Raw genomic sequence first — 12,907 nt, forward strand, 5'->3', positions numbered from 1 at the left:
CGTGACCACGGCTGCGGCGGCGCATATCTCCTGCATTGTGTCGCGTTGCCGCCCATCTCTCCGGCGGAGGCCCGGATGGGAACGACCCGTGCCCGCCCCGAGCGACTCACGCGGTGTAGTCGAATCGGCTGATCTCTTCGAGCGCCTCGACGACGAACGACACGCTGTCTTCGAACAGCTGCGCACCGTGCGCGGCGTTCGCGCCCGTCGGGTCGCCGAGCACGCCGGTGGGGCCGAAGTCGTTCGAGAGCCACCCGAAGGTCACGGGCTTGCCGTTGAAGCCGATGTGGCGGAAGTCGCCGATGTGCGCGGGCACCGTGGCCTCGAACTTCGAGGCGTCGACGAGCTCGGGACGCAGGTGCATGATCATGCTCGTCTCGCCGTGACCGGCGTGGATGCCGGTGCCGTGCTCGTCGGGTCCGCCGTCGGTGCCGTCGAACGAGGGCACGCGGGCCGCGGGCATGAAGAACGTGCGCAGACCGAAGCGGCGGCGCAGCTCGCGGTTGGCGACGTTCAGCAGGGCGACGTTTCCGCCGTGACCGTTGAGGAACACCAGCGTGCGGGCGCGGGTGGTCAGCAGCGACCGGCCGATGTCGACGATCGTCTGCATCATCGTCTCGGGGGTCAGCCACAGGGTGCCCGGCGCCCACGAATGCTCGTCGGACTTCGTGATCGACAGCGTCGGCAGCTGCCACACGTCGAGGCCCTGCGCGGCGGCGCGCGCGACGGCGGCGGTGGCCGAGGCCTCGGCCACGATGGCATCCGTCGCCAAGGGCAGGTGCGGGCCGTGGTGCTCGATCGCACCGGTGGGCAGCACGATGATGGATTCCTCGGTAAGGGCCTCGGCGGCCGCGGGGCCGCTCAGTTCGGCCAGCAGACGGGTCATGAGATGATCGCTCCCTTGCGCGCTCCGGTGTAATCGGGGTTGAGCTTGCCGGGGTTCAACAGACCGTTCGGATCGGTGAGGGCGGCGGTCTCGGCGGTCTGCTCGACGTTGAAGTCGACGTTCCACTGGTGCGGGTTGTGCACGCCGACACCGATCGCGTTGAGCTCGGCGATGCCGCGGTACACATCCTCCTCGCTCACGTAGGGGGCCGCCAGCATGCCGATGGGGAAGGCCTTCGTCGACTCGACGTGGAGCTTGCCGCCGGCGAAAACCGACTCGACGGCCTCGATGTCGTCGGCCAGCGGAGCGCCCGCGACCTCGAGGTGGAACACCTCGTGCGGCTGGCTCTTCTGGTACCACTCGATGGGGTGGTTGTAGCTGAGCATCGACAGGCGGATGCTGGCCTGCGGGCCCTCGCGCACCGCCTCGACGCGACCTCCCGCACCCTCGATGATCGCGGTGACCTCGTCGACGAGCGAGGCATCGATGATCGCGCGGAGGCTCGAGCGACCCTCGGGGATCGCCTCGTCGGTGGGCAGGGCCGCCGAGATCTCGACGCCGTCGCCCGAGACCAGGCGCGGGGTGGGGGTGAGGTTGCCGATCGTCTGCACGACCGAGAGGGTGCCGGCGAAGTCGGGGAAGCTCGCCCACAGCCCCCGCCACTCGCGCAGGGGCTCGAGGCGGACGGTCGCGCGCACGATCACGCCCGCGGTGCCGTAGTTGTGCACGTACTTCTGGGCCTCATCGCCCTCGACGTGGAGGATCTGGGCGCTGCCGTCGGCGTGCACGACGTCGAGGGCGGCGACGAAGCCGCGGTCGTTCGAGCCGTGCTCGATCGACCCGGTGCCGCCGGATCCGCCGGAGAGGAAGCCGCCGATCGTCGACTGTGCGGTGGAGGGGTACATCCACAGGGCCTGGCCGCTCGCCCACGCGGCCTGCTCGAGCATGACCATCGGGGTGCCGGCTTCGGCGGTGATGAAGCCATCACCGACCTCGACGATCGCCTTGGCGCGGGTGGTGTCGATCACGAGGCCGCCCTGCATGGGGATCGCCTGGCCGTAGTTGCCGGTGCCCTTGCCGCGCACGGTGATCGGCACCCCGTGTCGCGCGGCGGCGGCGACGGCGGTGGCGATCTGCTCGGCATCCGCGGCGAAGACGACGAGGTCGGCCAGGCCCAGCGGAAGCTTCGCGGCGATGATCGGCGACATCGGCGAGCCGTCGACGCTGGCGCGTTCGCGCACGCGCGGTTCGGTGCTGACGGCGGCGGGGCCGAGCAGGTCGAGCAGTTCGTCCTCGAGGGAGAGGACGCGGGTGGCGGTGTCGCTCATGGGGGTTCTCCGGGTGGAACGGTGGGGCGGATGCCGAGGGCGGTGGGGAGGTGGCTGAGCGTGTCGAAGCCACCGGGCGTGATGCGGGGTTCGTGGTGGGGAGGTGGCTGAGCGTGTCGAAGCCACCGGTCTCCCGCCGGTTCCGGTCCCTTCGACAGGCTCAGGGACCTGGGACCGGCGACCGGCGGCCCGGCCCGCACGAGGCGGACCGGGCCGGGCGGGTCAGAACGAGATCGAGGAGTCGATGAACTCGTTCGTGTACAGGTCGGCGGGGGTGTAACCCGATGCCGGCGGGGTGCCGAGGTCGGTGTACACCTTGCTGGCCTTGGAGAAGAAGTCCGCGAAGCGGGCGTCGTCGAAGTTGCCGTAGGTGGAGTCGGGGCCGTCACCGACGAGGCCGAGGTCGACCTGCGTCTTGACCGAGTAGTCGGCCACGCCCTGGGTGTAGGTCCAGCCGGTCGCGTACTCGTCGACGAGCTTCAGGATGAGGTCGTTGGCGGCCTTCGGGTCGTTGTAGTAGTCGACGCCGGCCTTCTGCAGCACGGGCACGAGCTTGCTCAGGCAGGGCGACAGCTCGTCGAACTTGTCGGCCTTGACCGACATCGACGACTGGTACGTCTGCCATCCGGCGTCGTGGATCAGCGCGAAGTCGACGGGCTTGCCCCATGCCGACACCTCGTTCTGGTACACGTACGGCTCGGCCGAGGCGAAGCCCTGCTGCATGTCCTTGCCGCCGGCGGCGACGAAGTTCGACGGGGTGCCGTCGTACGAGCCGTCGAGGATCGCCGAGTCGGCCAGACCCGCGCTCTTGAGGTACTCGATGTAGGCCGAGCCGTCGAAGTAGCGCCACACACCGCCGTTGGCCGACAGGGCGCCCTTCACGTCGTCGATGGTCTTGACGTTCGGGTAGGTCGCGGGGTCCCACATGACCATGGTCGGGCTGATGTCGAGCGGCGCGAAGACCGCCTTGGTGGGCGTGGTGCCCGAGAGCTGGATCGCCTCGTCGGTGCTGACGTATCCGAGGGTGATCTTGTCGTCCTGGTACATCTGGGCCGACACGGTCTGGAAGCCGATCGCGGGACCACCGGCACGGATCTCGAGGTTGACGCCGGTGTACTCGCCGTCCGCCATCAGCGGGCCGGTGACGGCCTTGGTGTTGGCGTCGATCGTGTAGTCGTCCTTGATCATCTCGTAGAGGTGACCGTGCTCTGCCTCGGGGTTCCAGTCGGTCTGCACGACGATGGTCGAGGGGCAGTCGGTCGACAGGTCGACCGATCCGATGGCCATGTCGGTGGAGGGCGGGGCGTTCTCCGCTGCGCTGCCGGCGCAGGAAGTCAGCGTGAGGGCGATCGCGACGGCGCCGGTGACGGCCGAGCCGCGAAGGAGGGTGGAGCGCTTCATGCTGGTTCGCTTTCTGTGACGGGTGGAGCTCTCGGGTGCGGGTGTTTTCGGGTACTCCGGATGCCGCCTCCCGCACTCTCGCGCGGGAGGGGCTGTGGCATCCGGGATCTGGAGGCCTAGAGGGTGCTGTCGTACCAGCGGCCGACGGCCACTTTCGACAGCCAGCCGAACAGGGCGAAGATGACGACGCCGAGGAGGCAGGCCGCGAGGATCGCGGCGAACAGCTCGGCGCTCTGCAGGCGCGACTGGTAGTTGGAGATGAGCGAGCCGATGCCCGGCTCGCCGCGGCGGAAGAAGTAGTCGCCGACGATCGCGCCGATGACCGACAAGCCCGCCGAGGTGCGCATGCCGACGAAGATCGAGGGCAGCGCCGCGGGGAGGGTGAGCTTGGTGAGCACCGTCCACTTGTTCGCCTTCTGCAGGCGGAACAGCTCGCGCTGCGACTTGTCGACCGACTGCAGACCGAACAGGGTGTTCGACACCATCGGGAACAGCGCGATCAGCACGCAGACGATGACGCGGGCGAGGAACTCGTAGCCGAACCAGAAGCCGACCAGAGGCACGAGGGCGAGGATCGGGATGCACTGGAGCATCACGGCGTATGCGTAGGTCGAGCGCTCGACCCAGCGGGCGAGCGACATGGCGATGGCCCAGCCGATGCCGATGACCATCGCGATGGCGAGGCCGGTGAGGGCGACGCCGGTGGTGCGGAACAGCGCCACCCAGATGTCGGCGCCCACCTGCGGGTCGAAGAAGCCCATGGTGAACATCTCGTGCGGCATGGGCATGAGGAAGCCCTTGCCCGAGGCGGCCAGCGCGATCGAGATGCCGTACCAGGCGCCCAGCAGCACGACCAGCACGCCCAACGGCGGCAAGATCATGGCCACGCGGGCGCCGAAGCCGCGGCGGCGGGTCGCCGTGGTGCGGGGGGCGGGCGGCTGCACGGGCGGAACGGATGCCGTGGTCTCCGACGTCTCGGTGACGACGGGTTCTGCAGACGTGGTGCTCATGAGTGTCCTTCCCGGAGGGCGTGGGAGACCTCGCCGACGAGCTTGGCGAATTCTGCGGTGTAGCGGATCTCGGGGTCGCGGGGCATGTCGAAGGGGACTTCGAAGGTGTCGACGAGGTGGCCGGGGCGACCCGACATCACGACGACCTTGGTGGAGAGGTAGATGGCCTCGGAGACCGAGTGGGTGATGAAGAGTCCACCGAACTTCTGCGCGACGAAGATCTTGAGCAGCTCGTCGTTCAGGCGCTCACGGGTGATCTCGTCGAGCGCGCCGAAGGGCTCGTCGAAGAGGAACAGTTCGGGGTCGAGCGTGAGCGAGCGGGCGAGCGAGGCGCGCATCTTCATGCCGCCCGACATCTGCTTGGGCAGGTGCTTCTCGAAACCCTTGAGGCCGACGAGCTCGATCGCCCACTTCGCCTTGGGGGTGCGCACGCGCTTGGGCTGCCAGTTGAGCTCGGCCAGCAGTTCGACGTTGGCCTGCACGTCGCGCCAGGGCAGGAGCGTGGCGTCCTGGAAGACGTAGCCGATGCGGTCGGTGGCGACGGAGGCGGTTCCTTCGCTCGCGGTCTCGAGACCCGAGGCGATGCGAAGCAGGGTCGACTTGCCGCAGCCCGAGGGGCCGACGACGCTGACGAATTCGCCGCGTTCGACGGTGAGGTCGACCCCGGAGAGGGCGGTGGTGCCGTTGGGGAACGTCATGGCGACGTTGCGGAAGTCCAGCAGAGGGGCGGTGGACGCCGCGACGTCTGCGGGAGCGGGGGAGGCCAAGGTCACGGGGGCGCTCGCTTTCCGTTCGGGTGGTCAGGAGGCCGTCGCGGGCGCGGCGGTCGGGGTGGGGACGGCGGTGACGGTGGTCACCGTGGTGCGGCTGACGAGCCGCCCCCGGTGGATCACGACGCGGTCGGCGTCGGCGAAGGCCACGGCGTCGCCGATCGAGGCGGCGCGCACGGCGACGAGGTCGGCGCGGGCGCCGGCCACGGGTCCCGCGAAGGGGAGGTTCATGACGTCTCGAGCGCCGATGGTCACGGCGTCGAGGGCGTCGGCGGGGGCGAGGTGGCCCGCGGCGACCAGTAACGAGGCGGTCTCGAGGTGGTCGCACCGGCCGACGGGGTTGAAGGGGTCGCGCACGTTGTCGGCCCCGGCGGCGACGCGCACGCCCGCGGCCTTGAGCCGGCCGATCGGGGCGATGCCGCGCGGGACGGCGTGGTCGACCTCCCATCCCTGCAGGTAGAGGTTTGTGATGGGCAGGGCGATCACGCCGATGTCGGCCGCGCGCACCTCGTCGGCCAGCGGGGTGAGGTCGGTGGCGGGCATCATGCTCAGGCGCACGCAGTGGCCGGCGGTGCGCGGGCGGTTCCACCCGGCGACCAGGCGGGCGTACGCGGCGAGGGTGTCGGCGCCGGCGAGGCTCTCGTCGGTGTGCAGGTCGAGACCCACGTCGCGACGACGGGCGAGCGCGATCAGTCGCTCGAGGTCGGCGATCGGGTCGTCGGCCAGGTGGGGTGCGCCTCCGACCAGGTCGACTCCCGCGTCGAGGGCGGCCTCGAACACGGCATCCGGGATGTTCGGACCCCCGAGGGCGACGAGCTCGATGTCCATGAGACCGTCGAGCTCTTCGCGCAGGCGCACCAGGGCGCGGACGCCGGTCAGAGCGTCGTCGCCGCGAAGCAGATCGACGTGCGTGCGGACGGAGGTGATTCCGGATGCCAACATGCGCAGCGCCGTGGATCGTGCCCGTCGCAGCGTGTCGTCCTCGTCGAGGGTCATCGCGAAGGCGTGCCAGCTCTCGATGGCGCGCTCGAGGTCGCCGAAGGCGGGCTGGATGGCGTCCCACGACTGCGACTTGTCGAGGTGGGCGTGGGGCTCGGCGCCGGCCGCGGTGACGAGGTAGCCGCCGAGGTCGAGGACTTCGCCGTCGGTGTCGGGGAGGGGGCTGCCGGCGGGCACCACCGCGAGCACCTCGTCGCCGTCGAGCGCAATGTCGACGAGCGCGCCCGAGGTCAGGCGCACGCCGCGTAGTGCGGCAATCGAGACGGGTGGAGCGGCAGACACGAGGGCCTCCGGAGAAGTCGGGAAGACAAGCGCAAGACGGGAGCCACCTCAGCGGGGCTGAGCCGCTTGTGGCGGCTGCGTCAGTGTTGGTGTGACCAACATCCGGCGATGATCCGATGCTAGGAACCGTGCGTTTCCGCTGTATTTCCCCCGCATGACCCTCTCGACAAAGTTGTCGGACAGGCGCGGCCCGTCGAGGTGGCTGAGCCTGTCGAAGCCTCCGGGCGCGGCGTGGGTTTCGGTCCCTTCGACAGGCTCAGGGACCTCGGCGTCGGCTCAGGGACCTCGGGCCCTACAGCTCGAGCGTGATCCGCGGGCAGGCCGCGCGCGAGACGCACGGCATCATGGTGCGGTTGGCGTCCTGCTCCTCGGGCGACAGCACCGAGTCGCGGTGCTCGATGTCGCCGTCGATGACAGCGACCTCGCACGTTCCGCACGTGCCGACGCGACAGCTGGAGGGAACGACGATGCCCTGCTCCTCCACCACGTCGAGGATCGAGCGCTCGGGCGGCACGGTCACCGTGAGGCCCGACATCATCAGGTCGACCTCGAACGGCTCCGCCCACACCGGCGGGCCGAGCACCTTGGCCTCGAAACGTTCGACGTGCAGGCTCCCGCGCGGCCAGCCGGCCATGGCGGCATCCAGTCCCTCGAGCAGCCGGGCCGGCCCGCACGCGTAGACGACCTCGCGCGCGACGGGCGTGGCGAACCGTGCATCAAGGTCGAGGCGGCGCCCCTCGTCGGCGGCGAACACCTCGACGCGGTCGCCGTAGCGCTGCTCGAGCTCGTCGACGAACGCCATCGTGCGCCGCGAGCGCCCGGTGTACAGCAGCGTCCACGTCGTTCCCGCGGCCTCCGCCGCTTCGAGCATGGGCAGGATCGGGGTGATGCCGATGCCCCCGGCGACGAAGACGTACGACCGCCCCGCGGTGGGGGCGAAGAGGAAGTGGTTCGCCGGACCCCGCACGCGCAGCGTCTCTCCGACGTGGGCGTTCTCGTGCAGCCACACCGAGCCCTCGCGCTCGCGCAGCACGCCGATGCGCCAGGTGCCGCGCGCGGTGGGCGACCCGCACAGCGAGTACTGGCGCTCGACACCGCCGGGCAGCACGACGTCGATGTGCGCTCCGGGTGACCAGTGCGGCAGGGTGCCGGTTGCGCGCTCGAGGTCGAGCACGATCACGCCGTCGGCGGCGTCGCGCCTCTCGCGGACCACCGCGTCGAAGGTCACCCCTGCACTCACGAGAACTCCTGTTCGCTAGACGTCGATCGCGTCGTCGGCGCCGTCGCCGTGCACGACCTCTTTGACGATGAGAAGGCGGTAGGTGCGACCGCCGGGCGAGTGCCAGCGGTGCGGTGTGCCCGACCGGCAGTAGACCGAGTCGCCGACGTGCAGCGTGCGCTCGCCGAAGGGCCCGAACGAGATCACGACCGAGCCCTCGAGCACGGTGAGGAACTCGTCTTCGTCGTGAACGTAGTGGTCGCCGGGCTGATCGTTCGAGCCGGTGAACTCCAGCGGTTCGAAGCGCCGGGGTCCCTCGGCCAGCAGGCGAGCGGTGCCTTCGGCGTAGGGGCCGACGACGCCCTCGCCCGCGGCGACGAACGAGGGCTGCGCGTCGTGGTCGGCGCGCGGGGGCTCCGAGGCGGCGATCAACTCGACGCGGCTCGTGCCGAGGGCGCGGGCGAGCCTTTCGAGGCTGGCCATGCTGGGCCGGGCGAGGCCGCGCTCGAGCTGGCTGAGGAAGGGGTGCGACAGGGTGGCCGCTTCGGCGAGCTGGGTGAGGGTGAGGCCGCGCGCCTTGCGGAGTCCGCGCAGGTGGGCGCCGAGACGCTCTTCGCTCGTGGGCGTCGTCTCGGCGGAAATCGCGGGGGCCATGGTCGTCATCGTCCCACCCTCTCGAACAGCCGGGCGACGATCTCGGCCTCGTCGGCGTCGACCAGTCGCGCCTCGTCGACGACGACCCGACCGCCCACGATCACCGTGCGCGGTCGGCGCCCGGGCGCGGCCCAGAGCAGTCCCGCGATCGGATCGGCCACGCCCGCGTCGGCGACTCCCGTCACGTCCCAGACGCACACGTCGCCCGCCGACCCGGGGGTGAGCCGGCCCAGCTCGGGTCGACCGAGTCCGTCGGCCGAGCCCGCCGTCGCCATCGTCAGAACCTCGGATGCCGGCAGCTGCGGCCCCACCAGGGCCGAGACCTGCATTGCGAGGCGGGCATCGGCCAGCAGGTGTCCGGCGTCGTTGCTGCCGCCGCCGCTCGTGCCGAGACCCACCGGGATGCCGGCGTCGAGCAGGCGCCGGACCGGGGCGACGCCCCAGCCCATGGGCACGTCGCAGCCGGGGGCGTGCGTCGCCGTGACCCCGGCGGCCGCGAGGCGCGAGATCTCGTCGGCGGTGACGTCGCACAGGTGGGCGAGCGTCACATCGGCATCCACCCATCCCCAGTCCTGCAGCAGGTCGATCGGGCGTCGGCCGTAGCGTTCGAGGGCGACCTCGACGTCGACGACCTCGTTGGCCTGGGTGCGGCGCCGCAGTCCGTGGCGGCGCGCGACCTCCGCGAGAAGGTCGAAGGTCTCGCGCGGGTCGCTGTGCACGCCGGCCGGCCCGACGGCGACTTGCAGCATGCCGTCTTCGCTGACCCCGCCCGGGCGGTCGGCGACGAGGGCGGCGACGATCGCCTCGGCCGAGGCGGCGGCCTCTTGCGGGTCATCGCGAGCGGCGCCGCGCACGAACACGAGACGGGCCCCGAGGCCGGTCGCGGCGGCGGCCGCCGCGCGGGCCATGCCGACGTCGTCGGCGCCCTGCGGCCACGTCAGGTGGTGGTCGGCGACCGTGGTCACCCCGCTGAGCAGGGCCTCGGCGAGGCCCGCGCGCGCCGCGAGTCCGGTCAGTTCGGGGTCGACGCCCGCGGCCCCGTACGCCGCGGCCATCGCGGGCAGCCACTCGCGCATCGGGATGCCGCGGGTTCCCGGCAGCGTGCGGAACGCCGTCTGCAGCAGGTGGTGGTGGGCGTTGACGAGTCCCGCGGTCACCACGCAGCCCGTGGCGTCGACGATGCGGGCTCCGGTCGTGTCGGCGGCGTCCACGACGATTCCGTCGTCGATCACGACCTCGCCGGTGCGCACGCGACCGGGTCCTTCGAGCACGGCGGCCGCGCCGCGGATGACGACGACGCTCACGCGATCCTCACCGCGCACGAGGCGGTGACCGCCTCGGCATCCGTGTCGACGATTGCGTGGAGGTGCGGCCCGCGTCCTTCGCGGAGCGGGCGGGCGCTCGCCTGGTTGCGGCTCGCGACGATCTCGGCGATCACCGACAGAGCGGTCTCTTCAGGTGAGCGCCCGCCGAGGTCGAGGCCGAGGGGGGAGTGGAGCCGGGAGAGTTCGGCGTCGGTCACCCCCGCCGCGCGCAGCAGGGCCGCTCGTCGCGCGACGGTCGCCCGCGCGCCCATCGCCCCGACGAAGCCCACCGGCATGCGTAACGCGGTGGCGAGGGCGGGGACGTCGAGACGCTCGTCGTGGGTGAGCACGCAGACGGCGGTGCGCTCGTCGACGTCGTCCAGGCCCGCAAGGAAGTCGTGGGGGGCGGCGACGACGAGCTCGCTGGCGTCGGGGAAGCGCTCGGCCGTCACCAGCAGCGCCCAGTCGTCGCACACGGTCACGGCGAAGCCCGCGGCCGCGCCCAGACGGCACAGTGCTGCGGCGTGCTCGCCCGCGCCCAGCACCAGCAGGCGGGGGAGCGCCGGCCGATGCAGCACGAGGGGGTCCCCGTCGAGGGGGAGGCGCAGGGTGGCTTCGCGGCCGGCGCGCGCGGCCTCGAGAGCGGGCAGGGCGGACGCCTCGACCGGGTAGGCGACGACATCGACGGCCCCGCCGCACGCGAGTCCGGCCGCGATCGGGGTGACGGTGCCGTCGTCGGCGAAACCGAAGCGCGCGCGACGCACCGAGCCGGTGCGCAGAGCGTCGAGGCCGAGCATGACCGCGTCGTTCTCGACGCATCCGCCCGAGATGGATCCGATCACGCGCGCGTCGCGGGTGACGGCGAGCGTCGCCCCCACTCCGCGCGGTGCGCTGCGCACGACCGCGGTCACCGTGACCGCCGCGACGGGCACGTCGGCCGCGAGCAGCGGAACCAGATCGGCGGCCAGTTCGAGCATGACGGCGACGGTAGTCGGGGCGTGTTTCGTGCACGCTACGCTGTCGTGACCATGCCCGCCGACCCTCCCGTGCCCACGTCGGGGCTCGTGCTGGCGGCCGGCGCCGGGCGGCGCTTCGGCGGCCCCAAGGCGCTCGCGCGCACTCCGGCAGGCTCCCCGTGGCTCGCGCTGGCGGTCCGTGCCCTCATCGAGGGCGGATGCCGGGACGTCGCCGTCACGCTCGGTGCGGCGGCCGACGAGGCAGCCCAGCTCGTGCCCGCGGGTGTCGAGATCGTGCGGGTCGACGACTGGGCCACGGGCATGGCGGCGTCGCTGCGCGCGGGGCTCGGAGCCCTGGCATCCGGAAGCTCGTCCGCCGTCGTCGTGCTTCCCGTCGACACCCCGGAGGTGCCGGCCGCGGCAGTGTCGCGCCTCGTCCGTCGGGCCGCGCCCGAGGCCCTCGCCCAGGCGACCTACGACGGCGCACCGGGGCATCCGGTGCTGCTCGGCCGAGCGCACTGGGCGCCGGTAGCGGCCTCGGTGCGGGGCGACATCGGGGCGCGTCCGTACCTCATCGCGCAAGACGCCGAGCTCGTGGAGTGCGGCGACCTGTGGTCGGGGCGCGACCACGACACGCGCTGAGGGTCGCCCCTGCGCGAGCGGAAATCACGCTCAGGTCACGGTGTGCGTAATTTTGACGTGGCTATAGACAAAACCCCACCGGATGGATATTTTTTCGGAGCCGTCATAATTCGACGGGTCACACAGCCGGGAACGACGACGTACCCGATCCGACGCCGGGGAGGGCGCGGGTACGACCATGAGGGTCCCTGCAGTTCAGAGAGGAACGCAGATCACATGCTGAAGAAAATCCTGACCGGAGCGGCCATCGCCGCTCTCGCGGTGGGTCTCGGAGCCTGCAGCTCCACCCGTCCGGCCGACGGCGGCGGCGCCGCTGCCTCCGGCGGTACCGGAGAGTGCAACGTCGGCATCGCGATGCCGACCCGCAGCCTGGAGCGCTGGATCAACGACGGCGAGCAGCTGCAGAAGAAGCTGACGGATGCCGGCTGCACGGTCGACCTGCAGTACGCCGACAACAAGACCGACCAGCAGATCAGCCAGATCCAGAACCAGATCTCGGGCGGCGCGAAGATCCTCGTGATCGCCGCGATCGACGGCTCGACCCTCGGCCCGGTGCTCGAAGAGGCCAAGTCGCAGAACGCCACCGTCATCGCCTACGACCGTCTCATCAACGGCAGCGAGAACGTCGACTACTACGCCACCTTCGACAACTACAAGGTCGGCACCCTGCAGGGACAGTTCATCGAAGACCAGCTCGGCCTGAAGGACGGCAAGGGCCCCTTCAACCTCGAGCCCTTCGCCGGCAGCCCCGACGACAACAACGCGAAGTTCTTCTTCGCCGGCGCGTGGGACGTGCTCAAGCCCTACGTCGACAGCGGCAAGCTGGTCGTCCCCAGCGGAAAGTCGCCCGCGAACGACGACGCGTGGGCGTCGATCGGCATCCAGGGCTGGGCGTCCGACAAGGCCCAGGCCGAGATGGACAACCGTCTGTCGTCGTTCTACGGCGACGGCAAGAAGGTCAACGTGGTGCTCTCGCCCAACGACAGCCTGGCCATCGGCATCGAGGCCTCGCTGAAGTCGGCCGGCTACACCGCCGGTGCCGACTACCCGATCATCACGGGTCAGGACGCCGACAAGGCCAACGTCAAGGCGATCCTCGACGGCACGCAGTCGATGACCGTCTGGAAGGACACCCGCGCGCTGGGTGACCGCGTCTTCACGATGATCCAGGAGATCAAGGACGGCAAGACCGTCGAGGTCAACGACACCAAGACCTACGACAACGGCAAGAAGGTCGTGCCCTCGTACCTGCTGACGCCTGAGGTCGTCGTCAAGGACGACGTGCAGTCCAAGCTCATCGACTCGGGCTTCCTCAAGGCCTCCGACGTCGGGCTCTGATCCACTCTGCGGCGGGGCGGGTTCGCCCGCCCCGCCGCTCCCCGTGCCGCCTTCGGGCGGCGGAGCAGTAGGGCCGCCTGCGGGCGGCGGAGCCGAACAGCCGCCCGGAGGGGCGGGA

General features: G+C 71.0%; 12 protein-coding genes. 2 read left to right on the plus strand and 10 right to left on the minus strand.

The window, feature by feature from the left end; translation table 11 throughout:
• Nucleotides 1–106 precede the first annotated feature (106 nt).
• The 10 genes from M3667_RS04710 to M3667_RS04755 form a co-directional block, all read right to left on the minus strand.
• Complete coding sequence (locus M3667_RS04710) at nucleotides 107–886, minus strand: creatininase family protein (RefSeq protein ID WP_251505671.1); 780 nt, start codon at nucleotides 884–886, stop codon at nucleotides 107–109.
• Complete coding sequence (locus M3667_RS04715; protein WP_251505675.1) at nucleotides 883–2,214, minus strand: FAD-binding oxidoreductase; 1,332 nt, start codon at nucleotides 2,212–2,214, stop codon at nucleotides 883–885. The genes M3667_RS04710 and M3667_RS04715 overlap by 4 nt, the downstream gene beginning before the upstream one ends.
• 222 nt (nucleotides 2,215–2,436) lie before the next feature.
• On the minus strand, nucleotides 2,437–3,615 hold the full coding sequence (locus M3667_RS04720; RefSeq protein ID WP_251505678.1) for an ABC transporter substrate-binding protein: 1,179 nt from the start codon (nucleotides 3,613–3,615) through the stop codon (nucleotides 2,437–2,439).
• Nucleotides 3,616–3,731: 116 nt separating this feature from the next.
• On the minus strand, nucleotides 3,732–4,625 hold the full coding sequence (locus M3667_RS04725) for an ABC transporter permease (RefSeq protein ID WP_251505681.1): 894 nt from the start codon (nucleotides 4,623–4,625) through the stop codon (nucleotides 3,732–3,734).
• A complete protein-coding gene (locus tag M3667_RS04730) occupies nucleotides 4,622–5,398 on the minus strand; it encodes an ABC transporter ATP-binding protein (RefSeq protein WP_230704039.1) in 777 nt (258 codons plus the stop codon). The genes M3667_RS04725 and M3667_RS04730 overlap by 4 nt, the downstream gene beginning before the upstream one ends.
• 27 nt (nucleotides 5,399–5,425) lie before the next feature.
• A complete protein-coding gene (locus M3667_RS04735) occupies nucleotides 5,426–6,676 on the minus strand; it encodes an amidohydrolase family protein (RefSeq protein ID WP_251505684.1) in 1,251 nt (416 codons plus the stop codon).
• 292 nt (nucleotides 6,677–6,968) lie between these two features.
• Nucleotides 6,969–7,916 carry a PDR/VanB family oxidoreductase gene (locus M3667_RS04740; protein ID WP_251505686.1) on the minus strand — a complete coding sequence of 316 codons (948 nt, stop codon included), beginning with the start codon at nucleotides 7,914–7,916 and terminating at the stop codon, nucleotides 6,969–6,971.
• Between the two features lie 15 nt (nucleotides 7,917–7,931).
• The gene (locus M3667_RS04745) at nucleotides 7,932–8,558 is read right to left on the minus strand and encodes a helix-turn-helix domain-containing protein (protein ID WP_251505688.1); all 627 of its coding nucleotides are present in this window, start codon (nucleotides 8,556–8,558) and stop codon (nucleotides 7,932–7,934) included.
• Nucleotides 8,555–9,853, minus strand: a complete 1,299-nt coding sequence (locus M3667_RS04750; protein WP_251505690.1) for an amidohydrolase family protein — start codon at nucleotides 9,851–9,853, stop codon at nucleotides 8,555–8,557. The genes M3667_RS04745 and M3667_RS04750 overlap by 4 nt, the downstream gene beginning before the upstream one ends.
• The gene (locus M3667_RS04755) at nucleotides 9,850–10,830 is read right to left on the minus strand and encodes an XdhC family protein (protein ID WP_251505692.1); all 981 of its coding nucleotides are present in this window, start codon (nucleotides 10,828–10,830) and stop codon (nucleotides 9,850–9,852) included. Before M3667_RS04755 ends, M3667_RS04750 begins: the two co-directional genes overlap by 4 nt.
• 51 nt (nucleotides 10,831–10,881) lie before the next feature.
• Here M3667_RS04755 and M3667_RS04760 point away from each other — a divergent pair, with 51 nt between their 5' ends.
• Nucleotides 10,882–11,451, plus strand: coding sequence for an NTP transferase domain-containing protein (locus M3667_RS04760; RefSeq protein WP_251505695.1), 570 nt, complete (start codon nucleotides 10,882–10,884; stop codon nucleotides 11,449–11,451).
• A 216-nt stretch (nucleotides 11,452–11,667) separates the two neighbouring features.
• Nucleotides 11,668–12,789: a multiple monosaccharide ABC transporter substrate-binding protein gene (gene chvE / locus M3667_RS04765; protein ID WP_144830380.1), complete on the plus strand. Its 1,122-nt coding sequence runs from the start codon at nucleotides 11,668–11,670 to the stop codon at nucleotides 12,787–12,789.
• The last annotated feature ends 118 nt before the right edge of the window (nucleotides 12,790–12,907 follow it).

This window comes from Microbacterium sp. P26 (assembly GCF_023712585.1).
Classification (GTDB): Bacteria; Actinomycetota; Actinomycetes; order Actinomycetales; family Microbacteriaceae; genus Microbacterium; species Microbacterium algihabitans_A.